Source organism: Citrobacter sp. MGH104 (assembly GCF_001034485.1).
Taxonomy (GTDB): Bacteria; Pseudomonadota; Gammaproteobacteria; order Enterobacterales; family Enterobacteriaceae; genus Citrobacter; species Citrobacter freundii.
Genome location: NZ_KQ089819.1, coordinates 488,253 through 513,024 on the forward strand (window position 1 = coordinate 488,253; position 24,772 = coordinate 513,024).

Here is a 24,772-nt window from a genome sequence, read left to right on the forward strand (position 1 = left end):
AGCACTTGATCAAGCCATCTCAGTTTGCAGACGCAAGACCTGACGGTTAACTTCGGACATCACGGAAAAATGCAGCTTGTCCTTCACTTTTGGGATAAGAATCTTACCCTTATCAAATTCAAAAGCGCCTACATCCTTGATATATAACCGTCCACGAAACAGGATCTTCACGTACTTCGCCACCTGCAGCGGGTTGTATCGTTGGAAAATTTTCATTGTTGTCTCCTGCTGAGCATTACGCCTTTGCGGTACCACAATCGGTCCGACAATCCTCAGGCGCAAATTTTAATGCCCTATGACTATAGACTATCTCGTTGATGTTTCCAGCGTGTATAAGTTTATTTACCTTCAGGTTACAATTATTCAGAATTATCTTTTCAACGCTTCGCTGTCTTCAGTATAAGCCTTCATTTTTCGCAGGATTTGTGCGCCCGTCCGCAAACTGGCATCGCGCTTGCGGGAAAAAGCATCAATCGCACATATGATTAAATTCCAGACCCAAGTGGTCGGATCACCTGCAAAATAAAAGAAAGAAGGAAAACCTATGACCTTACGAAAACTGCTGGCGCTGTCGTTTCTGCTGCTGCCGATGATTGCCTCCGCACATAAGTTTGAGACTGACCAACGCGTACCACCGGTGGGGATCGCCGATCGCGGCGAACTGATTCTCGATAACGATAAGTTTAGCTACAAAAGCTGGAATAGCGCGCAATTGCCTGGGAAAGTGCGAATTGTGCAACACATTGCCGGACGCACCTCCGCCAAAGAGAAAAATGCGACACTGATCGAGGCAATCAAAGCCGCCAACCTGCCGCACGACAAATATCAGACCACCACTATCGTCAACACAGATGACGCCATCCCCGGCTCCGGTATGTTTGTGCGCAGCAGTCTGGAGAGCAATAAGAAGCTCTACCCGTGGTCGCAATTCATTGTCGACAGCAATGGCATTGCGCGTAAAGCCTGGCAACTGGATGAAGAGAGCTCCGCTATCGTCGTACTCGATAAGGACGGACGCGTGCAGTGGGCAAAAGATGGCGCATTAACGCAGGAAGAGGTGCAGCAGGTAATTGCCCTGCTGCACAAATTGCTCAGTAAATAGAAACGCGGAAGCCGGGGTTGAGGAACGATTCACGTGGGGTGTAATCCAGAGGTTTCCCCTGCCAGTCGTGAACGTGCGCCCCGGCTGCGGCGGCAACAGCGTGGCCCGCGGCGGTGTCCCATACGTTAGTGGGCCCAAAACGCGGGTACAGCTGTGCGTGCCCTTCCGCCACCAGGCAGAACTTCAACGATGAGCCAATCGACGTGGTCTGGTGCTCGCCCAACTGTTGCAGATACTCTTTTAACTCATTATCGGCATGCGAGCGGCTAATGACCACCAGCGGCGGACGCGCGTCACGAACCTGAATTTGTTTACGTACGCCGCACTCTTCTTTCCACGCTTTACCTTCTGCTGCGCTGTACATCACTTTCATTACCGGCGCGTAAACCACGCCCAGAACCGGCTTTCCCTTTTCGATCAGCGCAATATTGACCGTAAATTCACCGTTACGCTTAATGAACTCTTTGGTCCCGTCCAGCGGGTCCACCAGCCAATAGCGCTGCCAGTGCTGGCGGACATCCCAGCCAGGAGGCGCTTCTTCAGACAGGACGGGAATATCCGGCGTCAGCGCCAGTAATCCCTCGAGGATAACCTTGTGCGCGGCGATATCCGCCGCCGTGACCGGAGAATCATCCTGCTTGCTGGTAATCTCCATCGGTTTGATTCCATCGTAGACCTGCATAATGGCATCGCCCGCGTTCCGTGCAAGCTGGCATACATGTTCTAGCATTCTCCACCTCGTTTCTGTCAGTGGTGTTAACTCGTTGTTTTACTTATACCCGATCGTCAGGGGATCCGCCAACTGTGATAGCGTCTGCGGTTTTAAACGCTATATTCATGTCATGATTCACAGTTCTGTAAGCAAGAAGATTTATATACATTTTCTTTTGTGGCTTAGATCTTAAAAGGATGCCCCTGATGATTAAGTTTAGTGCAACGCTTCTGGCAACGCTGATTGCAGCCAGCGTCAATGCCGCGACCGTCGATCTGCGTATAATGGAAACCACTGATTTGCATAGCAATATGATGGATTTCGATTATTACAAAGATACACCGACTGAAAAATTCGGTCTGGTACGTACGGCAAGTCTTATCAACGCTGCGCGTGGAGAAGTCAAAAACAGCGTGCTGGTTGATAATGGCGATCTGATTCAGGGCAGCCCGCTCGGGGATTACATGGCGGCCAAAGGGCTGAAAGCGGGCGAAACTCACCCAGTATATAAAGCGCTGAATACCCTGGATTACGCGGTGGGTAACCTCGGCAACCATGAATTCAACTACGGTCTTGAGTATCTGCACAACGCGCTGGCAGGGGCGAAGTTCCCTTACGTTAACGCCAATATCATCGACGTTAAGACCAAAAATCCGCTATTTACGCCTTATCTGATCAAAGACACTGAGGTTGTCGACAAAGAAGGGAAAAAGCAGACGCTGAAGATTGGCTATATCGGTTTTGTGCCACCGCAGATTATGACCTGGGATAAAGCCAACCTCAGCGGTAAAGTGACGGTGAACGACATTACGGAAACTGCACGCAAATACGTACCCGAAATGCGAGAAAAAGGTGCCGATGTCGTGGTGGTAGTTGCTCACTCCGGGCTTTCTGCCGACCCGTATCAAACCATGGCGGAAAACTCCGTTTATTACCTCAGTGAAGTCCCAGGCGTGGATGCCATTATGTTTGGCCACGCTCACGCCGTTTTCCCTGGTAAAGACTTTGCCAACATCAAAGGTGCAGATATCGCAAAAGGTACGCTGAATGGTGTTCCAGCGGTAATGCCGGGTATGTGGGGCGATCATCTGGGGGTGGTGGATTTAGTGCTGAATAACGACAGCGGTAAATGGCAGGTCACCCAGGCGAAAGCCGAAGCACGTCCGATTTATGACGCGGCAGCGAAAAAATCACTGGCAGCAGAAGACAAAAAAATCGTTGAGATCCTGAAAGCCGATCACGACGCCACGCGTGAGTTTGTCAGCAAACCGATCGGTAAATCCGCCGACAATATGTACAGCTATCTGGCGCTGGTACAGGATGACCCGACCGTACAGGTGGTGAACAACGCGCAGAAAGCCTATGTGGAACACTTTATTCAGGGCGATCCGGATCTGGCAAAACTACCGGTACTTTCCGCCGCCGCGCCGTTTAAGGTCGGTGGGCGTAAGAACGATCCGGCAAGCTTTGTAGAAGTCGAAAAAGGCCAGTTAACCTTCCGTAACGCCGCTGATTTGTATCTCTATCCCAACACTCTGGTGGTGGTGAAAGCCAGCGGTAAAGAGGTGAAAGAGTGGCTGGAATGTTCCGCCGGGCAGTTCAATCAGATTGATATCCACAGCAGCAAACCACAGTCGTTGATTAACTGGGACGGCTTCCGTACCTATAATTTCGACGTGATTGATGGCGTGAATTATCAGATTGATGTTTCACAACCCGCCCGCTACGACGGGGAATGTCAGACCATTAATCCGAAAGCGGAACGTATTAAAAATCTGACCTTTAACGGCAAACCAATCGATCCGAATGCTACCTTCCTCGTCGCGACCAACAACTACCGCGCCTACGGCGGTAAGTTTGCCGGAACCGGCGACAGCCACATCGCGTTTGCTTCTCCGGATGAAAACCGCTCGGTGCTGGCCGCGTGGATTGGTGCACAGACGAAGCGTGCCGGTGAAATTCATCCGGCGGCAGATAACAACTGGCGTCTGGCGCCAATTCACAGCGATACGCCACTGGATATTCGCTTTGAAACATCACCGTCTGATAAAGCCGCGGCGTTTATTAAAGAGAAAGGCCAGTATCCGCTGAAAAAAGTCGCGACCGATGACATCGGTTTCGCCATTTACCAGCTGGATTTAAGTAAGTAATTTTCGTGCCGGATGCGACGCAATAGCGTCTTATCCGGCCTACGAGTCGAAGTAATCTGTAGGCCGGATAAGGCGTTAGCCGCCATCCGGCAATACTTTACGCCGCCCGCTCTTCACGCTGCGCTAAAACCTGCGGCAAATTCAGTTCTATCCAGTCCGCCAGCGCGGCGACTTTATCGCTCACCTGCTCACCCAACTGCGTCAAACTATATTCCACGTGCGGCGGTACCACCGGATATGACACCCGATTGATAAACCCGTCCTGCTCCAGCGCCTGCAGAGATTGCGCCAGCATCTTTTCACTGACCCCGCCCATCTTACGGCGCAAATCGCTGAAACGGTGCGTACCGTCGCGCAGCGCCACCAGAATCAACACGCCCCATCGACTGGTGACGTGTTTTAACACCTCGCGGGAGGGACACTGTTCGGCAAACAAGTTGCCATCGCGTAACTGCTGGGAGAGCGTCGAAGCTGTCATTTTCATACTAACCTTTTTGTACGTACTTACTAAAAGTAAGTTTAGGTGTTAGCGTGATTAAACACAAGACCAATACCAAGGAGTCACCCCATGATCGCGATTACCGGCGCCACCGGCCAACTGGGCCAACACGTTATTGAATCTCTGCTGAAAACCGTTCCTGCCAGCCAGATTGTGGCAATCGTGCGTAATCCCGCTAAAGCGACGGCGCTTAGTCAGCAGGGCATTACCGTTCGTCAGGCGGATTACAGCGATGAAGCCGCCTTTACAACTGCCTTACAGGGTATCGACAAGCTACTGCTGATCTCCTCCAGCGAAGTGGGACAACGTGCCCCGCAGCATCGCAACGTGATTAACGCAGCGAAAGCCGCTCACGTGAAATTTATCGCCTACACCAGCCTGCTGCACGCTGACACCTCCCCGCTGGGGCTGGCTGATGAGCATGTGGCAACCGAGCAGATGCTGGCTGAATCCGGTATCGCCTACGCGCTACTGCGTAACGGCTGGTACACCGAAAACTATCTCGCCAGCGCACCGGCTGCTCTGGAACATGGCGTGTTTATCGGGGCTGCAGGTGAAGGCAAAATTGCCTCAGCGACCCGCGCCGACTATGCCGCTGCCGCCGCGCGCGTCATCAGTGAAGACGGTCACGCCGGTAAAACCTATGAGCTGGCGGGCGACGCAGGCTGGACCCTGAGCCAGTTGGCTGCCGAGCTGGCAAAACAGAGTGGTAAAAAAGTGGTGTATCAGAACCTGAGCGAAGCTGATTTTGCCGCCGCGCTAAAAGGTGTAGGTCTGCCTGCCGGACTGGCGGACATGCTGGCTGACTCAGACACTGGCGCCTCCAAAGGCGGTCTGTTCGACGACAGCCATACGCTGAGCAAACTGATTGGTCGCCCGACCACCTCGCTGGCTGACAGCGTCAAAGGCATCTTGTAAGTGTTAAAAATTAGTTAATTGTGGTGGCATCCCCGCGCATCCTCTCTGATAATGACAGGATGATGCGTGGGGAGAGAAAACGTGCAAGGTGTACCTGAGCAGTTTATTGATGAGAAAGACAGCGCCCGCTTTCGCCATCTGGCGCAGGTGCCGGGCGTAGAGCTGTATCATGCGCACATCTCACGTTACGCCTTTGAGCCGCACACACATGAAGCATTCGGCATTGGCGCGATAGAAGCCGGAGCCGAACGTTTTCGTTATCGCGGCACGCAGTACGTGGCCCCCGCCCATTCCGTCGTAACCATGAACCCCGATGAGCTGCACACCGGCGAGGCCGAAACCGCCGATGGCTGGCGCTATCGGATGATTTATCTTGAGCCCGATCTTCTGGAAGAGGTCACTGGGATCCGCCACTGGTGGTTTCATGACGTAACGCGTCACGATCCGCTGCGCTCGCGCCAGATCTGCTCGCTGATCCACGGCCTGTGGAACACGGAAGATCCGTTGGCGCAAAAAGGACTATTGCTCGATCTGATCGACACGTTCCAGCCGCTGGCCCGCCATGCACCGGTATTGCCGGAGGGGGCGCATCGCTTTGAACGAGTACGCGAGTATCTGCACGATAATTATATGCATCCGGTCACGCTCGACGAGCTGGCGCGGGTTGCATCGCTGAGTCCCTGGCATTTTCAGCGCCAGTTTAAATCTCATTTCCACGTCACGCCGCACCAGATGTTGATGGCGATCCGCCTGTGGCGAGCCAAAGGTTTTCTCACTTGCGGTATGCCCGCCGCAGAGGTCGCCGCCGCAACCGGCCTCACCGACCAGTCGCATCTCACCCGCGCGTTTACCCATCGCTACGGCATTACGCCAGTGCGTTATCAGAAACAAGTCGTCCGGCGTTGATCAGCAATCTCATACAATACGGCGGCATTTTTCCTGCCTACACTCGACGTATTGTTAAGCGATGTGGATATCAAAAATGATTAGCGGTGTGTTGTATGCCCTGCTGGCCGGGCTGATGTGGGGATTAATTTTTGTTGGACCGCTGATCATACCGGAATACCCGGCGGTATTGCAGTCGATGGGGCGCTATCTGGCGCTGGGGCTGATCGCATTGCCGATTGCCTGGCTGGGACGTGTGCGCCTGCGTCAACTCGGGCGGAAAGACTGGTTAACTGCGCTGACGCTAACAATGATGGGGAATCTGATTTATTACGTTTGCCTGGCAAGCGCTATCCAGCGCACCGGCGCACCGGTCTCCACGATGATTATTGGTACATTGCCGGTGGTGATCCCGGTCTTCGCTAACCTGCTCTACAGCCAGCGTGACGGCAAATTATCATGGTGGCGTTTGTCGCCTGCGCTGGTGTTGATTGGTATAGGCCTGCTGTGCGTGAATATCTCGGAGCTGAATCAGGGACTCCCTGACTTTAGCGGCTGGCGATATGGCTCTGGCATCGCACTGGCGCTGATTTCGGTGGTGTGTTGGGCGTGGTATGCGCTGCGTAATGCCCGCTGGCTGCGCGAGAATCCGGATAAGCACCCGATGATGTGGGCGACGGCCCAGGCACTGGTGACGCTGCCTGTTTCTCTGCTCGGCTATATTGCCGCCTGCCTGTGGTTGAACGGGCAAACGCCGGACTTTGCTCTGCCCTTCGGTCCGCGTCCAGCCGTGTTTATCGGCCTGATGATAGCCATTGCGGTATTGTGTTCTTGGGTTGGCGCACTGTGCTGGAACGTCGCCAGCCAGAAGCTGCCGACGGTGATCCTCGGCCCGTTGATTGTCTTCGAAACGCTGGCTGGTTTGCTGTACACCTTTATACTGCGCCAGGAATTTCCGCCGCTGCTGACGGTAAGCGGTATTACGCTGCTGATGGTTGGGGTAGTGATAGCCGTCAGAGCCAAGCCACAGAAACCGAGCGTCATGGTGATTTCACAATCATAATGTGCCGGATGGTGCTCCGCTTATCCGGCCTACTGGATAATATCTTGTAGGCCGGAGCAGACGTTAAACTTTAAACACCGCCACCGTCTGGTTCAACCGTGCGGCCTGCTCTTCGAGCGCGGCTGCGGCGGAAGCGGATTCCTCCACCAGCGAGGCGTTTTGCTGCGTGACGCGATCCATCTCAGCCACCGCCTGACCGACCTGATCGATACCCCGACTCTGTTCATCAGAGGCCGACGCAATTTCTCCCATAATATCGGTAACCTGGGTGACGGCACTGACAATTTCCGCCATCGTCTCACCCGCCTCATGCACCAGCGCCGTACCGGCATTGACCCGATTCCCTGAGTCATCAATCAACGCCTTAATTTCTTTTGCCGCCTGAGCGCTACGCTGCGCCAGCGTGCGCACCTCACCTGCGACTACAGCAAAGCCACGCCCCTGTTCGCCAGCGCGCGCCGCTTCTACCGCCGCGTTCAGCGCCAGGATGTTGGTCTGGAAAGCAATACCGTCGATAACAGTAGTAATTTGCGCAATTTTGCTGGAACTGGTGGCGATTTCATCCATCGTACGCACCACGCCATCAACCACGGCCCCGCCTTTCTGCGCCGTCTGCGAAGCATTCTTTGCCAGACTGGTCGCCTGACGCGCGTTATCTGCGTTCTGTCTCACGGTTGCGGTAAGTTGTTCCATGCTGGCTGCGGTCTCCTCCAGAGAGGCGGCCTGCTGTTCGGTACGTGAAGAGAGATCGTTACTGCCAGCGGCAATTTCACCCGCGCCGGTATAGATGGTGTCAGCCCCGTCACGCACCACGCTGACCGTGTTCGCCAGCGCCTGCTGCATGTCGCGGACGTTGCCTGCCAGCAGCGCCATTTCATTACTGCCATCGGCGTTGATGCGGTGAGTCAAATCACCTGCGGCAATATGGCGAATATGTCCCATCACCTCGTGGAGCGGCTTGAGCAGCACTCGCTGCATCGCCAGCCAACTGGCGATAATCACGGTGACGACAATCAGCATCACCGCGGACAGCAGCCAGATTATCTTCTGGTAGTCACTCTCATTGTCCTGTACCCCGGCAGTGGCCAGCGCCGTTTGCGCGCTACGCCATTCCCGATAAACTTCCTGCATGGCCGTTTGCTTTTGCTCGGCGTTCTGCTTGAACATCTCTTCCAGCTTTCCTTCAGCCAGCAGCGCGTTCATTTTTGCCAGCGTCGCAGAATAGATGCCGTACTGTTCTTCCAGTCGATCGGCCAGATGCTCATCCAACCCCGGCGTTTCCGGTAGAGCGTAGTATTTATCGTAATGCTCTTTCGATTCGGCCAACAGGCGATTTGCCGTGTTCACCAGCTCCTTCAACTGACCGCCGTTAATCTCGCTAGCCATCGTTCCCTGTAAACGCAGCATGCCCCGGTTGAGCGTGACGCGAGCCTGGTTCAGGCTAATCCACGCATCGGTAAACTCGGCCACATTCTGGCTGGAAAGTTGAGACACGTTAAAGTTCTGCTTATCGTTATTGAGTGCGCCAATAAAGACGCCCGCAGAGATGAGCTGCATTGCGCCCAGGGCGAGTAACACGGTGATAAGTAAGGTTATCACTTTGATTCGTTTGAACATCTGTAGCCTTTTTATTATGCAGGTATTGTCTGAGGTCTAACTATCGGCAGCGGCGTGCGCTTATTTAATCCTGTCGAGCCGCTTTTTTCGCCGCCCCTCACCTTTCCAATAAGATTCAGCACCTTAACGAAATAAGAAATTTTCGTGACGTTCATCACAAAACACCCCACCCCGAAAGGGTTATATCCTTCGCCATAAGTTGTATTTAAAATACATCTTATATTATTGAGAATGAGGTAACGGCAATGTCTTATCGCGATCAACCTTTAGGTGAACTGGCGCTCTCTATTCCTCGCGCTTCGGCCCTGTTTCGTAAATACGATATGGATTACTGCTGCGGCGGTAAGCAAACGCTGGCACGCGCTGCCGCGCGTAAAGAGCTGGATTTAGACGTTATTGAGGCGCAGCTTGCGCAGCTGGCTGAACAGCCGCTGGAGAAAGACTGGCGTACCGTGGCTCTGGCTGAAATCATCGACCATATCATCGTGCGTTATCACGACAGACACCGCGAACAGCTGCCGGAGCTGATCCTGCAGGCCACAAAAGTTGAACGCGTTCACGCAGACAAACCGAACGTACCGCGCGGTCTGGCGAAAAATCTGACCATGCTGCATGAAGAGCTGTCCAGCCACATGATGAAAGAAGAGCAGATCCTGTTCCCGATGATCAAACAGGGCATGGGTAGCCAGGCGATGGGGCCAATCAGCGTGATGGAAAGCGAACATGACGATGCGGGTGAACTGGTGGAAGTGATCAAACACATCACCCACAACGTGACGCCGCCGCCAGAAGCCTGCACCACCTGGAAAGCCATGTATAACGGCATTAACGAAATGATCGATGACCTGATGGAACACATCAGCCTGGAAAACAATGTGTTGTTCCCGCGTGCCCTCGCAGGTGAATAAAAAAAGGCGCCCGAGAGCGCCTTCCTGAAGTCCGAATTCGGCCACTGCTTATGTGGCCTTTTTTGTGTCCGATATGACAACGCTTAACGCATACCCGCCATACGTTTCTTACCGATAAACAACCAGCCCAGACCCAGCGCGATGAACCACAGCGGCGTCACCATCAACGCCTGACGGGTATCATCTTCCAGCGTCAGCAGTACCAGTACGAAGACGAAGAACGCCATACATACCCAGCACATCAGCTTGCCTAACGGCATCTTGTAGATTGATTTTTCATGCAGGTGAGGACGTTGCTTGCGGTACACCAGGTACGAGCAAAGAATGATGGTCCAGACGAACATGAACAGAATCGCCGACACGGTGGTGATCATGGTGAACGCGCCAATCACGCTCGGGTTCACGTACAGCATCACCACGCCGCCCAACAGACAGATACAGGAGAAGGTTAACCCCTTCGCCGGAACTGCGCGTTTAGACAGCTTGGCAAATGCTTTAGGCGCAACGCCTTCCTGCGCCAGGCCGAACAGCATACGGCTGGTAGAGAACACGCCGCTGTTTGCGGAAGAGGCAGCTGAAGTCAGAACCACAAAGTTGATCAGGCTCGCCGCAGCAGGCAGACCAACCAGCACAAACAGTTCAACGAATGGGCTCTTGGTTGGTACTACCGAGCTCCACGGCGTTACGGACATAATCACGATCAGCGCGAACACGTAGAACATGATAATACGGATTGGAATCGAGTTAATGGCGCGCGGCAGAGATTTCTCAGGATCCTTGGTTTCCGCGGCGGTCGTTCCCACCAGCTCAATACCCACAAACGCGAACACCGCTATCTGGAAGCCGGCAAAGAAGCCGCTCAGACCTTTCGGGAACCAGCCACCGTCATTCCACAGATGCGTGAACGATGCCTGAACGCCGGTTGGCGACTGGAAGTGCGTCAGCACCATCACCAGACCGACGACAATCAGGCCGATGATGGCGACGATTTTGATCATCGCAAACCAGAACTCCATCTCACCGAACATTTTTACGGTGGCGAGGTTGAGGCTCAGCAGCAGCACAATCACCGCCAGCGAGGCGACCCAATCTGACAGTTCGGGGAACCAGAATTGCGCATACGCGGTAATCGCGACAACGTCTGCCATCCCAGTAACGACCCAGCAGAACCAGTAGGTCCAGCCGGTAAAATACCCGGCCCATGGCCCGAGCAGGTCGGAGGCGAAATCACTAAACGATTTGTACTCCAGATTCGAGAGCAGCAATTCACCCATTGCCCGCATCACGAAAAACAGCATAAAACCGATGATCATATATACAAAGATGATCGACGGTCCGGCGAGACTGATGGTTTTACCGGAGCCCATAAACAGGCCAGTACCGATAGCACCACCAATAGCAATAAGTTGAATATGACGGTTTGTGAGATTGCGCCGTAGCGACTGTTCAGACGACGCCTCTTCAGCGGTGTCGACTTTTACCTGATCTACCATGTTTTTTTCTTCCTGTACCTGTCTGTGTTGTTCAGGCTCTACGGCCTTTAGTGTGTCTATGATACGACGATCCTGTTATCAGGACTCATCGATATTAGGTAAGAATTGGCGGGATGAATACTAAGATTTAGATATAATGTTAATTTAATGTTTAAAGTGAGTGTCATATCACTCTGATAGCGCGAATCAGCTCACAAAAATACACGCTGATGCGGCATTTGCAAGATAAAATATCGACAACGACGTAACTATAGCTTTTCACGCTATTTTTTTGTTCCCCCCAGCCTCGGGGGGAACAGAAGTCACTGCTTACAGGATCTCAAGCAGCTCAACGTCGAACACCAGCGTGCTGAACGGAGGAATGGACGCGCCAGCACCACGCTCGCCGTAAGCCAGTTCCTGAGGAATAGTCAGTTCCCATTTCGAACCTACCGGCATCAGGGTCAGTGCTTCAATCCAGCCAGGGATTACGCCGTTAACCGGGAATTCAGCCGGTTCGCCACGTGCGACAGAGCTGTCAAACACGGTACCGTCGATCAGTTTACCGGTATAATGCACGCGAACGCGGTCAGTACGCGCCGGAATAGCCCCTTCGCCCTGAGTCAGAACACGGAACTGCAAACCGGATTCAGTGCTGTTCACACCCTCTTTCTCACGGTTTTCTTCCAGATATTTGACGCCATCAGCCGCCATAGCCTGGAAGCGTTCGCGACGTACTGCATCAGCGCGTTCATGGATTTCACGCAGCGCGCGATGCACAACATCAACCGGCACTGCCGGGTGCTTACCTTCCAGCGCGTCAGCGATACCCGCTACCAGCGCTTCAGGCAACAGTCCTTCCAGTCCGGATTCGCTCAGCTGTTGTCCTACCTGCAAACCAATGCCATAGCTTGCTTGCGCTTCGATAGTGTCAAAAGTCGGGTTAGCCATCATATTTCCTTTCATCGGATGTAAAGTAGCGGGCAGCATATCAGCCATGCCGCATCCGGTAAAACTTTGTCTCGGGAACAGATGACAAATCGCGAGGAAACATAAACAATAGGAATATCCCGCGTTGACGTCACGAAAGCGGGTAATATGACGAACATCATAGCGTTAGCCATCTATACTCTATGATCGAGGAACGAGACGCGGAGCAGGAGGAAAGCCATGCCCGGGCGCTTTGAATTAAAACCAACCCTGGCGAAAATCTGGCATGCACCGGACAATTTTCGCATTATGGATCCGCTACCGCCTATGCACCGCCGCGGCATTATTATTGCTGCTCTCGTGCTGGTGATAGGTTTCCTGCTTCCTTCCAGTGACACCAGCGATGCCCCTGTGGTGACGCGTACTGCCCAGCTGGATTTACAGTCACAGTCGCAGCCACCAACCGAGGCTCAGCTACAGGCACAGTTAGTCGCCCCGCAAAACGATCCCGGCCAGGTCGCTCCGGTTGCTCCAGAGCCAATCCAGGAAGGAGAACCTGATGCGCAGCCGCAGGCTCAGCAATCTCAGCCGCAGACGCAACCTTTCCAACAGGATAGCGGAATTGAGCAACAGTGGCGCTCTTATCGCGTAGACTCGGGCAAAACGCTGGCCCAGGTCTTCCGTGACCATAACCTCCCGCCAACCGATGTGTATGCAATGGCGCAGGTTGAAGGCGCGGGAAAACCGCTAAGCAACCTGAAAGACGGTCAGATGGTGCAGATCAGGCAGAATGCCAATGGCGTGGTGACGGGATTAACCATTGATACCGGGAATGGCCAGCAGGTTCTGTTCACCCGCCAGCCTAACGGCAGTTTTATTCGCGCCCGTTAAGCGGCGCCATCAGGCATCAAGGTGAAGCGTCAGCGCTTCACCTTATTCACCCACCAGATCCCCGAACAGACCAGCACCAGCGCCAGTGCGTATTTCCATTCGAGAATGTTTTCGCCGAGGAATATCGCCGACAGAACCGCCCCCGAAACCGGGATCAGGAAGTTAAACGGCGCAATCATCCCCACACGATTATGCTTGAGCAGAATACTCCACAAGGCAAAGGCGACCGAAGAGAGTAACGTCAGGTAGCCCAGAATTGCTACCGAAGACGCACCGTGTACGGTCAGCGTGCCGCCAAAAGCGTAGCCACCGATAACCAACGCCAGACCGCCACCGCCCAACTGGTACCCTGTCATTACCGTCGGGTCCACCGTCTGAGAAATACGTTTTCCATATAGCGTGGCAGCAGAAAGAATAAAGGCCGCCATCACTACTGAGCCGTCTCCTAACAGGCTGAAACTAAAATCCATTCCGCTGCTAAAGTTCACTACCATCACCCCAGCAAAGCCGAGGATACAGCCCAGCGCTTTGTTGTAGCTCAGTTTGTCATTATGGTAGATAAAATGGGCCAGTAGCACGCTGAAGAAGGTCCCGGTCGCATTCATGATGGACCCTTTCACCCCCGTCGTGAACGCCAGGCCGATATAGAAGAAGATGTATTGCAGCGAGGTTTGCGTCAGCCCCAACAGCGTGAGTTGGCCATACTGACGCGGGCTTAACCGGCCAATCGGTTTTCGCTGTGCCAGCGCCAGCATTAGCAGCAATATTCCCGCAAACAGAAAGCGATATCCGGCAAAGACAATCTTTGAGGGAATGTCATCCGTGGCAATCTGGAAGATCTCATATCCGCTTTTGATCGCCGGATAGGCGCTCCCCCACAGCAGGCAGCAGAACGCCGCGCTCAGATAGACAACATTTTTACGCGCAAACAGAGGTTGGTGCGTTGGTTCCATTCCATCACCACTTTGAAATAATGTTTTATTTTTGTGATTATCCCGAAAAGGATAAAGAATAGCCAGAGAGAAAAGCGGGGGAACAGAAAAGCAAAACGCCGGCACAGGGCCGGCGCTTTTACGCGGTCATCAGAATAAAAACTTATTCTGCAACTACGTTTACAGTCAGCTTAGCAAACACTTCGCTGTGAACCTGGAAGCTCACTTCGTGCTCACCAGTGGTACGCAGAACGCCGTTCGGCAGACGAACTTCGCTCTTAGCTACTTCAACGCCAGCTGCAGTTACAGCGTCAGCGATGTCGCGAGTACCGATGGAACCGAACAGTTTACCTTCGTCGCCAGCTTTAGACGCGATGGTTACGGTTTCCAGTGCGTTGATTTTCTCAGCACGAGCTTCAGCAGCGGACAGAACGTCAGCCAGTTTAGCTTCCAGCTCAGCGCGACGCGCTTCGAAAAATTCAACGTTTTTCTTGGTAGCAGGAACAGCTTTACCCTGTGGTACCAGGAAGTTACGAGCATAGCCCGCTTTAACGTTAACCTGATCACCCAGGCTACCCAGGTTTGCTACTTTATCAAGCAGAATAACTTGCATTACCTTATCCTCTCAAAGTCGTATTAATGGACCGTGACCGATTACTGATGACGATCAGTGTACGGCAGCAGAGACAGGTAGCGAGCGCGTTTGATAGCGCGAGCCAGCTGACGCTGGTATTTTGCACGGGTACCGGTGATACGGCTTGGGACAATCTTACCGCTTTCGGTGATGTAGTTTTTCAGCGTAGCGATATCTTTATAGTCGATCTCTTGAACGCCTTCCGCGGTGAAACGGCAGAACTTGCGACGACGGAAATAACGTGCCATATGGCTAGTCTCCAGAATCTATCAATTCAATCTGCTCGGCATGCAGAACCATTTTGCTCAGGCCGTTCTTTGCCTTGTGGCAAGAGATGAACCCCTGAACGGTCACTGCGCTACCGACCGTTATACTGTGAGTAATGGCCTGGTTTTCGTGTCCGCTAATAATAACGGGCATTTGGCACCACGCCTGCCGGTGAAACCCGGCTTCCTCCTGCACAGAACGATGCTCAAGCACGAACTGGCAATGAGGAATTCCTGATGGACTGACCTTTCGAAGGGGAGCCCTGCACACGGTGCCGGACAACGCCAGACGGTTGGTCATCAGAAATTACTCTTCAGAATCCCCAGCTTCAGCATCATCTGCGGTTTCGTTAGCGAAATCATCGCGACGCTCACGGCGCTCGTCTTTCGCTTTAACCATCGGAGATGCTTCGGTAACAGCGTGTTTAGTACGCATAACCATGCTGCGGATAACGGCATCGTTGAAGCGGAAGGTAGTTTCCAGCTCATCGATCACTTCCTGCGGCGCTTCAACGTTCATCAGAACGTAGTGAGCTTTGTGCAGTTTGTTGATCGGGTAAGCCAGTTGACGGCGGCCCCAGTCTTCCAGACGGTGGATCGTGCCTTCTGCACCAGTGATGGCAGCAGTGTAGCGTTCGATCATACCCGGAACCTGTTCGCTCTGGTCAGGATGGACCATAAAAACGATTTCGTAATGACGCATCGAATTGCTCCTTACGGATTATTCAGCCTCCTGTCTGGGTCAGCCGAGGCCCATGGAGGCAAGGAACGTGTTAAAGGTCGGCTGAAAAATGACGCGTCATAATACTGGGGTCAGCAGGTAAACTCAAGGTGCTTGTACGATTATTTATCATGTCGCCATTAATACATATCCAGCAGCATTTTGACGCTGATACAAATAGAGACGATGACAATCATAGGTCGGATGACTTTCTTGCCGCGCGTCAGTACGACTGTCGCCCCCAGACGTGCGCCAAGGGATTGTCCGGCAAACATCACCAGCCCCAGCGACCAGATCATTTTACCGCCGAAAATGAAGAACAGAATCGAGGCAATGTTCGACGCCAGGTTAATAAAATTCGAGTGGATTTGCGCTTTATCGATACTGTATCCCCACAGCAGGATGTAACAGAGCGTATAAAAGGAGCCGGCCCCGGCACCGAGAAAACCATCATAAAACCCAATACCTCCCCCGCAGATCAACGAGAAGAGAAACAGGGATACCTGCTGCTTCCTTTTCGGTTCGCTAAGATTAGGCGAAGAAATAAAGTAGATAGCGACCGCGATAATCAGGATCGGCAGCAGTTTCTTCAACACGTCCGGTTCAATAAACTGGATAAGCGTCGTGCCCAGCGCAGAACCGATAAAGGCAGATAAAAAGACATATTTGTGCTCCTGCACATTAATATGTCCCCGGCGTAAAAAGTAAATTCCGGAAGTCAGCGAGCTACCCAGTGCCTGAATTTTATTGGTTGCCAGCGCATTAGCCGGGGGTAAACCAGAAATTAAGAGAGCGCCAATAGAGAGAAAACCACCGCCGCCCGATACCACGTTAATAAAGCCAGCCACTAGCGCGACCATAAACATAATCACGAAATAGCTGAAATCCATGAATGAAGTATCCATAAGTTTTTGCCTAATTATCATAAAGTTATATTAATTATCTGGCTCACTATAAACGGCGTACTCACCCGATTAAATTGACTATTTGGTAAGAGCTTATGCGCGTAAGGCAGGTATTTTTAACCGTAGCGGAAGGCATCAGCTGATTGTTAATTAAAGAAAAGATGGCTTTGCGGTAATTTTTTGAACAACTGCATCAGAAATGGTCGCTATCGACTGCGCCGGCAGCGGTTAAAATTAAATCAGAAGTTATCCACTCACAGGAGAGAGCTAACCAGAGACCGCAGTCGAGGAGGTACATATGCGAGCCCGTGTTTTGACCCTTCTGGCTGTACTTTTGCTCAGTGCAAATGCAACGGCAGCCATCAAAATTGACAATCATCAGGCCAAGAATATGGATGATGTGCAGAGCTTAGGCGTTATTTACATAAATCATAACTTCGCCACTGAAAGTGAAGCCACTCAGGCCCTGAATGAAGAAACCGATGCGCAAGGCGCAACCTACTATCACGTGATCCTCACCAGGGAACCCGGTAGTAACGGAAATATGCACGCCAGTGCAGATATTTATCGCTAGCACCAGAAACAACCAACGAGAACATTGCCACAGTTTGACTTGCCCCCTTCACTGGGGGCTTTTTTTTGCAAAACAATCCCGAAGCCAGACCGATCTCATCCCCATGAAGAGTTGGCTCCGGAACGTTTTTTCTTACTTCTGGCCGTAATAGGCATTTGGGCCGTGCTTACGCATGAAGTGCTTATTCATCAGGTAACTGTCGATGGGGCTGAGCGCCGGATTAATGCCACGCGCAATCCATGCCATTTTTGCCACCTCTTCCATCACCACAGCGTTATGTACCGCGTCGTGAGCATCTTTGCCCCAGGCAAACGGGCCATGTTGGTACACCACTACGCCAGGCGTATGTAAAGGTTCCACCTCCCCGAGCGTTTCAATAATCACCCTACCGGTATTAAGTTCATACTCCTCCTGAACTTCAGCTTCAGTTAAAGCCCGGGTACAGGGAATATCGCCAAAGAAGTAGTCAGCATGCGTCGTGCCGAGCGCAGGAATTGCCAGACCTGCCTGCGCCCATGCCGTTGCGTGGGTTGAGTGGGTATGCACCACGCCGCCGAGAGAGGAATAACGGCGATACAGCGCCAGATGGGTGGCGGTGTCGGAAGAAGGACGATAGCGTCCCTCCACCACATTACCGTGCAGATCCACAACCACCATGTCATCCACTGTCATTGTTTGGTAGTCGACGCCGCTGGGCTTGATCACCACCAGCCCGCGTTCGCGGTCGATGGCGCTGACGTTACCCCAGGTAAACGTCACCAGCCCGTAGCGCGGCAGATCCATGTTGGCCTCAAAAACCTGCTGTTTACGTTTTTGCATTACACTGCCTCCACCAGGCCCGCGTTGGCCATACGCGCTTTCACCCAGTCGCGCGCCTTCGCCACTTCACGTGCCGGGTCGTCCGACGTTTCGCTCCACATCTCAATCAGGTATGGCCCGCAATACCCACTCTGTTTGAGCGTCGCAAAACAACGTTCGAAATCGACAACCCCTTCACCAAACGGCACATTTTTGAATACGCCGGGTTTGGTATCTTTCACGTGTACGGCAACTATATGGCCCATTCCCGCCTGCAGCTCCATCTGCACGTCGTTATCCCACGCCGATAAATTGCCAATATCGGGATACAGCTGGAACCACGGATTGTTGAGATAGTGGGCGTATCCCAGCGCCTTACTGATCGAATTCATCAGTGGATAATCCATGATTTCCATCGCCAGCGTCACCTGTGCACGGCTCGCCATCTCTACGCTCTCTTTCAGCCCATCGCGAAACCGACGACGCGTTTCGTTATTGGCCTGCTGGTAATAAACGTCGTAACCCGCCAGTTGAATAACGCGAATACCGATATCCTGCGCAAACTGAATGGCCTTACGCATGATCTCCAGCCCCTGTTCGCGTACCGCATCATCTTCACTACCAAGCGGAAAACGACGATGAGCGCTCAGGCACATGGACGGTACCCGTATCCCGGTGTCGGCGATAGCGGCCACCAACGCCAGTCGCTGCTCCCGGTTCCAGTCAAGACGCGCCAGGCGAGTGTCGGTTTCATCAACCGACATTTCGACAAAGTCGAAGCCCAGTTCCTTCGCCAGTTGCAAGCGTTCCAGCCAGCACTCCCCGCCGGGGAGTGCTTTTTCATAAATACCGAGCGGGACCTGTTTCGACAACATAGTCGCTCCTTATCCCCACAGTTGGGCGATAGAACGTTTGAACTGACGGGCCGCTTCCACCGGAGAGGCGGCATCGCGAATACTGCGGCCGGCAATAAAGACGTGAATCGGAATTCCCTGGAACAGCGGCAGATCTTCCAGCGCCAGACCGCCGGTGACGGTGACTTTAAAGCCCATCTCGGACAGACGCTTGATCGCGCTGATATCCGCTTCTCCCCACGCCACGCCTGCCGCCTGCGCATCACGACTGCGGTGATAGACAACTTGCCCAATACCCGCGTCACGCCACTCCTGTGCCTGCTCCCAGGTCCAGTAACCAGTCAGTTCAATCTGTACATCACCGTTAAATTCTTTCGCCACCTCCAGCGCCCCCTTGGTGGTGTTGATATCGGCACAGCAGATGACGGTAACCCAGTCAGCGTTGGCTTCGAAACACATGCGGGAGAGGATTTTTCCCGCATCGGCAATTTTGGCGTCCGCCAGTACAATTTTATGTGGGTAAAGCGCTTTCAGATCGCGAACGGCGCGCACGCCCTCTGCCACGCAAAGAATAGTGCCCACTTCAATGATATCGACCTCTTCGGCAATCAGACGCGTCGTTTCATACGCGGAAGACATTGATTGGTTATCCAGCGCAACCTGCAACATAGGTAATGACATTTTGGTATCCTTTTAAACAGCCGCCGCAGTGGCGTTATCAATTAAATCCAACACTTCCTGCGCGGTGCGGCAGGCGCGTAAACGGTCGAAATTGGCTTCGTCATCAAAGAGATTCACGATCTGCATGATGCCCACTTCCTGATGCGTGTTGGCGTCAACTGCCGCCATCGTGATCAGAATGTCGACCGGGTCGTTATCTTCGTGGTTAAACACCAGCGGCGTTTTCAGCGTCACCAGCGCAAAACCGGTTTTCTTGACCCCTTCCTCCGGACGGCCGTGCGGCATCGCCAGGCCTGGCGCAATCACAAAGTACGGGCCAAACTGCTCAACGCCATCAAGGATGGCCTGGTAGTAGCGTGGTTCAACCACATCAGCCTTAACCAGCAGATCCACGCCAAGCTTTACCGCTTCCTGCCAGGTACTGGCCTCGGCTTGCAAAAGGATGGAACTATTGTCTGCCAGCGAGTCACGTAATTTCATATGCCGCCCCTTACTTCACGTCCTGCGGAAAATGCGCTTTGATCACTTCCAGCAGTTTTGGTCCAAAATCGGCAGGAGACAGCATGTTGCGTACGCCAACGACATATTTATTGCCAGAAACGGTAATCTCACCGGCGATATGCGTAGAGGCGATGATAATATCCGCTCCGCTCAGTTCACTTTTGTATTCACCCACGGCGCAGCTGTTTACCGTATGGTCAATATTTGACTGGGTTAAAAACTGGTCCACCTTCATTTTCATGATCATGGAACTGCCCTGCCCATTGCCACACACAGCCAGAATACGTACGGTCATAATCGGAACTCCTTATTAAGCAGAGTGTTCTGCCAGTTGTTTTTCTGCGTCTTCCTCAGCACGCAACGTGCGTCCTGCGAAAAACATATAAGCCAGTGCAATCAGAATAATGACGGCCATAAACACGATGCCGATGGAGGCAAAGCCTTGCATCATCGGCGGTGCCAGAATTGACCAGTCCGCCATGCCCATCCAGGCGCTCATACCGGTGAGCTTCACCGCCCAGACGCAGCCGAAGATTTCGATCATCCCCATCACCAGGCAAATCTTGAGCGCTGCGCGCCAACCGCCAAAGTGGTTAGCAAATACGCCGATAGTGGCGTTCGAGAAGAACATCGGGATAAAGCCTGGGATAATCAGAATGGAAGAGCCGCAGGCCACAAGGATGCCCACCGCAATCAGTTGGCCGATGGTCCCCCACATAAAGCCCCAGACCACCGCGTTAGGAGCAAAGCTATAAATCGCCGCGCAGTCGATGGCCAGTACCGCGCCCGGGATCAGACGTTGGGAGATACCGTTGAACGCTTCTGAAAGTTCAGCAACGAACATACGTACGCCCTGGGTGATGATGAAGATAGCGACAGCAAACGAAAAACCGGTTTGCAGGATATACACCGTCCAGTGGGTTTTACCCGCCATCGCCTGAACCACATCAATGCCGAAAGAGAGCAGGATCGCCCCGAAGAAGATGGTCATCACAATCGCGGTAGAAACGATGTTGTCATGGAAGATATTCAGCCAGCCTGGCAGCTTGAGATCTTCTACGCTCTCCTCTTTCTTACCCAGATACGGCGCGACTTTGTAAGCAATCCAGGAGGCGAACTGCTGCTGGTGACCGATGGAAAAACCACAGCCGTCGGTCACTTCCTGGGTCGGCTTGTACATCATATTGGAGGTAATGCCCCAGTAGAGCGACACCAGCACCGCGGTACAGATGATGGTGGTCCACATGGAATAGCCAAAGATGTAGAAAGAGACGGCGATCAGGCCCGCCTGCTGGAACATGATGTGCCCGGTCAGCATGATGGTACGAATACCGGTAATCCGCCGTAGCAGTACATAACAAATGTTTAGCGCCAGCGCCAACAGTACCGCGTACCCTACCCAGCTATAGGCATCCCCCATACGTTCGATGGTTGCCATCATGGAGGCATAGGTATCGGAAATCGCACCGTTGATACCGTAAACCTCGGACATCTTCGCCACTACCGGTTTAAACGTGCTGGTCAGAATGCCCGACCCTGCCTGCAATAACATAAAACCGATAATCGTTTTGATCGTGCCTTTGATAATAACGCTGACACTTTTACGCAACAGGATGTAGCCGAGGCAGGTCACAATACCCAACAGCAACGGTGCATTGGTCATGACCTGATTAAAAAAGACGGTAAAGATGTTGTAGAGGATCTCCATAACGATCTCCAGTAGACGAAGTTGCTGAACATTCATTACAGATGCCCAGGATGTTGTGCCCTCACTCTAATTTTCAAAAGTAATCACAACAAGATTGAATTTGATTAAATGTGATGCAGTACGCAAATAATTCTCTCACTTGCAGAGTGGATTTGCTCCGAATTCATTCACTTCAAAATAAATCCATTTAAAACAATAAAATAAAAAAATACATTTCATATAAACCATCTTGTCACGTTGTAATTTGTTAACAATTTTTCATTCAACATCAAAAATCAACGCATTGCCTTCTTGAGAAAATGATGTCAGTATCAATCAAAACAAATCACAATTTGATTCAACTTGAATAAACATGAAGGTAATTGCGATGAGTAAAGTAAAAAGCATCACGCGTGAATCATGGATCCTGAGCACATTCCCGGAGTGGGGAAGCTGGCTGAATGAAGAGATCGAGCAGGAACAGGTCGCACCAGGTACTTTCGCGATGTGGTGGCTCGGCTGTACCGGAATTTGGCTGAAGTCGGAAGGCGGGACTAACGTCTGCGTCGATTTCTGGTGCGGCACGGGCAAACAGAGTCACGGTAACCCGCTGATGAAAACCGGTCACCAGATGCAACGCATGGCAGGGGTGAAGAAGCTGCAGCCAAACCTGCGCACCACGCCGTTTGTTCTTGATCCGTTTGCCATTCGTCAGATCGATGCGGTGCTGGCCACGCACGATCATAACGATCACATCGACGTAAATGTTGCGGCAGCCGTCATGCAGAACTGTGCCGACGACGTGCCGTTTATTGGACCGCAGACTTGTGTGGATCTGTGGATCGGTTGGGGTGTACCAAAAGAGCGCTGCATCGTGGTAAAACCAGGCGATGTGGTAAAAGTGAAAGATATTGAAATTCATGCGCTTGATGCGTTCGATCGTACTGCGTTAATCACCCTGCCCGCCGATCAGAAAGCCGCTGGCGTACTGCCGGATGGTATGGATGCCCGCGCCGTAAACTATCTGTTCAAAACGCCGGGCGGTACGCTTTATCATAGCGGCGACTCACACTACTCCAACTACTATGCAAAGCATGGCAACGAGCACCAGATCGACGTCGCACTCGGATCCTACGGCGAGAACCCACGGGGTATTACGGACAAAATGACCAGTTCTGACATGCTGCGTATGGCGGAGGCCCTGAATACAAAAGTGGTGATCCCTTTCCATCATGATATCTGGTCAAACTTTCAGGCCGATCCGCAGGAGATCCGCGTACTGTGGGAGATGAAAAAAGATCGCCTTAAGTATGGCTTTAAGCCATTCATCTGGCAGGTAGGTGGCAAGTTCACCTGGCCGCTGGACAAAGATAACTTTGAATATCACTATCCGCGCGGCTTTGATGACTGCTTCACCATTGAACCGGATTTACCGTTTAAATCGTTCTTGTGATCCACACAAAATGCCGGGCCATCCCGGCATTTTTTTCCCATTTACTTTAGTATTTCCAGGCTATTTCAAATATCATCTTTTCAAATCAATTTGTATCGGAATAGCTCATGACTGAAGCACAAAGACATCAAATATTGCTGGATATGCTGGCGCAGTTGGGCTTTGTTACCGTTGAGAACGTAGTTGAGCGTCTGGGGATTTCACCCGCCACTGCGCGCCGGGACATCAACAAGCTCGACGAAAGCGGCAAACTCAAGAAAGTACGCAACGGCGCAGAAGCTATTACCCAGCAGCGGCCGCGCTGGACGCCAATGAATCTTCACCAGGCGCAGAACCACGATGAAAAAGTTCGCATTGCCAAGGCAGCATCCCAGCTTGTGAATGCGGGTGAAAGCGTAGTGATCAACTGCGGATCGACCGCTTTCCTGCTGGGTCGCGAAATGTGCGGCAAGCCGGTGCAGATCATCACCAATTATTTGCCACTGGCGAACTATCTGATCGACCAGGAGCATGACAGCGTGATCATCATGGGAGGGCAATATAACAAAAGCCAATCCATCACGCTTAGCCCGCAAGGCAGTGAAAATAGCCTGTATGCCGGACACTGGATGTTTACCAGCGGCAAAGGGTTGACCGCGGACGGACTGTATAAAACCGATATGCTGACCGCGATGGCCGAGCAGAAGATGCTTAACGTGGTGGGTAAACTGGTGGTGCTGGTCGATAGCAGTAAAGTCGGTGAACGTGCGGGAATGCTGTTCAGTCGCGCCGATCAAATCGATATGCTCATTACCGGCAAAAATGCAAACCCTGAGATTCTACAACAGCTTGAAGCTCAGGGCGTGAGCATTATGCGCGTTTAAAGGTGCTGGCGGAAAAACGTCACTGTTGCGGCCAACGCTTCTGGCGTGATGCGATGCCGTACGCCCGCTTCCCACAGGCAGGTCAGATTGTTGTCCAAACCTGCCTGAATCAGCGCTTGCTGTAAGCGGAAGGTTTCAACAGCCGGTACAACATCATCATCCTGTCCATGCCACAGCAACAACGGCCTGTCGGCGAGGCGTGGCAACTGATGCGTAACATCCCATTCGGCAAGCGGGGCAATAACGGCATCAAATTCCGCCTGTTGCTCTGGGGTCTGAACCTGTAAAGGAGGAAAAAGCGTCTGCGCAAGCCGGGTAAAATAGCCTGAGCCCATCAGGCTGGCTACACATTTAACCTCAGGATGGCGCGCCATTATGCCCAATGCAGTCATTCCCCCCATCGATGCCCCACCGACGGCAAGCCGTTCATCTGAAAGCCAATTTTCTGCCACCAGAGCCGCACGTAACGTCGTAAACTCCTGCATGTTTTGCTGCAATATATGCCAGAAGCGGAACATTCGCTCCTGAGCATTACCTTTAAAGCGGGCGCCATGTTCGGGCGCATCTGGCATGACGACGCGAAATCCGGCCTGAGCCAGCGCAACAGCAAAATAACTGTAGACCAGACTTGAAGATGTAAACCCGTGATAAAAGAGAATACAAGGGAGTGAACATTCGCGTTTACCAGCCGGAACGGCGTGCAGGACAGGGATACCAGCTAACTGTCGTGTCTCAATTTCTATCATTTGTTGCCCC

29 protein-coding genes are annotated in these 24,772 nt (G+C 52.6%); 10 read left to right on the forward strand and 19 right to left on the reverse strand.

The genetic code is table 11. The features are described from left to right. Positions 1-9 precede the first annotated feature (9 nt). A complete protein-coding gene (locus tag SK34_RS20625) occupies positions 10-216 on the reverse strand; it encodes a DUF1107 domain-containing protein (RefSeq protein WP_003025710.1) in 207 nt (68 codons plus the stop codon). 328 nt (positions 217-544) lie between these two features. Here SK34_RS20625 and SK34_RS20630 point away from each other — a divergent pair, with 328 nt between their 5' ends. Then, positions 545-1,102 (forward strand): YtfJ family protein, encoded by a 558-nt coding sequence (locus SK34_RS20630; RefSeq protein ID WP_003025707.1) that lies wholly within the window; start codon positions 545-547, stop codon positions 1,100-1,102. Here the strand turns inward: SK34_RS20630 and cysQ are convergent. Next, complete coding sequence (gene cysQ / locus SK34_RS20635) at positions 1,092-1,832, reverse strand: 3'(2'),5'-bisphosphate nucleotidase CysQ (protein ID WP_003025705.1); 741 nt, start codon at positions 1,830-1,832, stop codon at positions 1,092-1,094. The two genes, SK34_RS20630 and cysQ, sit on opposite strands and share 11 nt — an antisense overlap. A gap of 188 nt (positions 1,833-2,020) precedes the next feature. Here cysQ and cpdB point away from each other — a divergent pair, with 188 nt between their 5' ends. Further along, positions 2,021-3,964, forward strand: a complete 1,944-nt coding sequence (gene cpdB, locus SK34_RS20640) for a 2',3'-cyclic-nucleotide 2'-phosphodiesterase (protein ID WP_048234095.1) — start codon at positions 2,021-2,023, stop codon at positions 3,962-3,964. Between the two features lie 97 nt (positions 3,965-4,061). On the opposite strand, the gene SK34_RS20645 is transcribed toward cpdB, so the two are convergent. After that, a complete protein-coding gene (locus tag SK34_RS20645; protein WP_003839526.1) occupies positions 4,062-4,442 on the reverse strand; it encodes a winged helix-turn-helix transcriptional regulator in 381 nt (126 codons plus the stop codon). Between the two features lie 90 nt (positions 4,443-4,532). Here SK34_RS20645 and SK34_RS20650 point away from each other — a divergent pair, with 90 nt between their 5' ends. The 3 genes from SK34_RS20650 (at position 4,533) to SK34_RS20660 (ending at position 7,329) form a co-directional block, all read left to right on the forward strand. Next, positions 4,533-5,381, forward strand: coding sequence for an SDR family oxidoreductase (locus tag SK34_RS20650; RefSeq protein WP_048234097.1), 849 nt, complete (start codon positions 4,533-4,535; stop codon positions 5,379-5,381). A gap of 81 nt (positions 5,382-5,462) precedes the next feature. Continuing rightward, complete coding sequence (locus SK34_RS20655) at positions 5,463-6,287, forward strand: AraC family transcriptional regulator (RefSeq protein ID WP_003025695.1); 825 nt, start codon at positions 5,463-5,465, stop codon at positions 6,285-6,287. A 76-nt stretch (positions 6,288-6,363) separates the two neighbouring features. Next, a complete protein-coding gene (locus SK34_RS20660; protein WP_048234098.1) occupies positions 6,364-7,329 on the forward strand; it encodes a DMT family transporter in 966 nt (321 codons plus the stop codon). Between the two features lie 63 nt (positions 7,330-7,392). On the opposite strand, the gene SK34_RS20665 is transcribed toward SK34_RS20660, so the two are convergent. Next, positions 7,393-8,946, reverse strand: a complete 1,554-nt coding sequence (locus tag SK34_RS20665; protein ID WP_048234099.1) for a methyl-accepting chemotaxis protein — start codon at positions 8,944-8,946, stop codon at positions 7,393-7,395. A 245-nt stretch (positions 8,947-9,191) separates the two neighbouring features. Here SK34_RS20665 and ytfE point away from each other — a divergent pair, with 245 nt between their 5' ends. Beyond that, the gene (gene ytfE, locus SK34_RS20670) at positions 9,192-9,854 is read left to right on the forward strand and encodes an iron-sulfur cluster repair protein YtfE (RefSeq protein WP_003025690.1); all 663 of its coding nucleotides are present in this window, start codon (positions 9,192-9,194) and stop codon (positions 9,852-9,854) included. Between the two features lie 83 nt (positions 9,855-9,937). On the opposite strand, the gene cycA is transcribed toward ytfE, so the two are convergent. Then, on the reverse strand, positions 9,938-11,347 hold the full coding sequence (cycA, locus tag SK34_RS20675) for a D-serine/D-alanine/glycine transporter (protein WP_003025688.1): 1,410 nt from the start codon (positions 11,345-11,347) through the stop codon (positions 9,938-9,940). Between the two features lie 309 nt (positions 11,348-11,656). Beyond that, the gene (gene fklB, locus SK34_RS20680) at positions 11,657-12,277 is read right to left on the reverse strand and encodes a BamJ family beta-barrel-assembly machinery protein (protein WP_003025685.1); all 621 of its coding nucleotides are present in this window, start codon (positions 12,275-12,277) and stop codon (positions 11,657-11,659) included. 219 nt (positions 12,278-12,496) lie between these two features. Here fklB and SK34_RS20685 point away from each other — a divergent pair, with 219 nt between their 5' ends. Then, a complete protein-coding gene (locus SK34_RS20685) occupies positions 12,497-13,147 on the forward strand; it encodes an OapA family protein (RefSeq protein WP_048234100.1) in 651 nt (216 codons plus the stop codon). A 29-nt stretch (positions 13,148-13,176) separates the two neighbouring features. Here SK34_RS20685 and SK34_RS20690 read toward each other — a convergent pair whose 3' ends face one another. From SK34_RS20690 to SK34_RS20715, 6 genes are all read right to left on the reverse strand, one after another. Beyond that, positions 13,177-14,100: a DMT family transporter gene (locus tag SK34_RS20690; RefSeq protein WP_048234101.1), complete on the reverse strand. Its 924-nt coding sequence runs from the start codon at positions 14,098-14,100 to the stop codon at positions 13,177-13,179. 142 nt (positions 14,101-14,242) lie between these two features. Then, positions 14,243-14,692 (reverse strand): 50S ribosomal protein L9, encoded by a 450-nt coding sequence (gene rplI, locus SK34_RS20695; protein ID WP_003025676.1) that lies wholly within the window; start codon positions 14,690-14,692, stop codon positions 14,243-14,245. Between the two features lie 41 nt (positions 14,693-14,733). Beyond that, entirely contained in the window at positions 14,734-14,961 is a 228-nt protein-coding gene (rpsR, locus tag SK34_RS20700; RefSeq protein ID WP_000135199.1) for a 30S ribosomal protein S18, read from the reverse strand. Between the two features lie 4 nt (positions 14,962-14,965). Continuing rightward, positions 14,966-15,280 (reverse strand): primosomal replication protein N, encoded by a 315-nt coding sequence (priB, locus tag SK34_RS20705; protein ID WP_003025674.1) that lies wholly within the window; start codon positions 15,278-15,280, stop codon positions 14,966-14,968. A 6-nt stretch (positions 15,281-15,286) separates the two neighbouring features. Then, positions 15,287-15,682 carry a 30S ribosomal protein S6 gene (gene rpsF / locus SK34_RS20710; RefSeq protein WP_003025672.1) on the reverse strand — a complete coding sequence of 132 codons (396 nt, stop codon included), beginning with the start codon at positions 15,680-15,682 and terminating at the stop codon, positions 15,287-15,289. Between the two features lie 158 nt (positions 15,683-15,840). Beyond that, on the reverse strand, positions 15,841-16,605 hold the full coding sequence (locus SK34_RS20715; RefSeq protein ID WP_003839513.1) for a TSUP family transporter: 765 nt from the start codon (positions 16,603-16,605) through the stop codon (positions 15,841-15,843). Positions 16,606-16,903: 298 nt separating this feature from the next. On the opposite strand from SK34_RS20715, the gene yjfY reads away from it, so the two are divergent. Continuing rightward, a complete protein-coding gene (gene yjfY, locus SK34_RS20720; protein ID WP_048234102.1) occupies positions 16,904-17,179 on the forward strand; it encodes a DUF1471 family protein YjfY in 276 nt (91 codons plus the stop codon). 132 nt (positions 17,180-17,311) lie between these two features. Here the strand turns inward: yjfY and SK34_RS20725 are convergent, their stop codons facing one another. Genes SK34_RS20725 through ulaA form a run of 6 tightly spaced genes read right to left on the reverse strand, consistent with a single transcriptional unit; the run spans position 17,312 to position 21,721 of the window. After that, positions 17,312-17,998, reverse strand: coding sequence for an L-ribulose-5-phosphate 4-epimerase (locus SK34_RS20725; protein WP_003839510.1), 687 nt, complete (start codon positions 17,996-17,998; stop codon positions 17,312-17,314). Further along, positions 17,998-18,852, reverse strand: coding sequence for an L-ribulose-5-phosphate 3-epimerase (locus SK34_RS20730; RefSeq protein WP_048234104.1), 855 nt, complete (start codon positions 18,850-18,852; stop codon positions 17,998-18,000). Before SK34_RS20730 ends, SK34_RS20725 begins: the two co-directional genes overlap by 1 nt. A 9-nt stretch (positions 18,853-18,861) precedes the next feature. After that, positions 18,862-19,512: a 3-keto-L-gulonate-6-phosphate decarboxylase UlaD gene (gene ulaD / locus SK34_RS20735; protein ID WP_003025660.1), complete on the reverse strand. Its 651-nt coding sequence runs from the start codon at positions 19,510-19,512 to the stop codon at positions 18,862-18,864. A gap of 12 nt (positions 19,513-19,524) precedes the next feature. Further along, positions 19,525-19,992: a PTS ascorbate transporter subunit IIA gene (gene ulaC / locus SK34_RS20740; RefSeq protein WP_003025658.1), complete on the reverse strand. Its 468-nt coding sequence runs from the start codon at positions 19,990-19,992 to the stop codon at positions 19,525-19,527. A 10-nt stretch (positions 19,993-20,002) separates the two neighbouring features. Further along, positions 20,003-20,308, reverse strand: a complete 306-nt coding sequence (gene ulaB, locus SK34_RS20745; protein ID WP_003025655.1) for a PTS ascorbate transporter subunit IIB — start codon at positions 20,306-20,308, stop codon at positions 20,003-20,005. A gap of 15 nt (positions 20,309-20,323) precedes the next feature. Then, positions 20,324-21,721 (reverse strand): PTS ascorbate transporter subunit IIC, encoded by a 1,398-nt coding sequence (ulaA, locus tag SK34_RS20750; protein WP_003025652.1) that lies wholly within the window; start codon positions 21,719-21,721, stop codon positions 20,324-20,326. Positions 21,722-22,088: 367 nt separating this feature from the next. Here ulaA and ulaG point away from each other — a divergent pair, with 367 nt between their 5' ends. Both ulaG and ulaR read left to right on the forward strand, forming a co-directional pair. Then, positions 22,089-23,153, forward strand: coding sequence for an L-ascorbate 6-phosphate lactonase (gene ulaG / locus SK34_RS20755; RefSeq protein WP_003025649.1), 1,065 nt, complete (start codon positions 22,089-22,091; stop codon positions 23,151-23,153). 107 nt (positions 23,154-23,260) lie between these two features. Next, on the forward strand, positions 23,261-24,016 hold the full coding sequence (gene ulaR / locus SK34_RS20760) for an HTH-type transcriptional regulator UlaR (protein ID WP_003839504.1): 756 nt from the start codon (positions 23,261-23,263) through the stop codon (positions 24,014-24,016). Here ulaR and yjfP read toward each other — a convergent pair. Beyond that, positions 24,013-24,762 carry an esterase gene (yjfP, locus tag SK34_RS20765; protein ID WP_016149449.1) on the reverse strand — a complete coding sequence of 250 codons (750 nt, stop codon included), beginning with the start codon at positions 24,760-24,762 and terminating at the stop codon, positions 24,013-24,015. The two genes, ulaR and yjfP, sit on opposite strands and share 4 nt — an antisense overlap. Positions 24,763-24,772 lie beyond the last annotated feature (10 nt).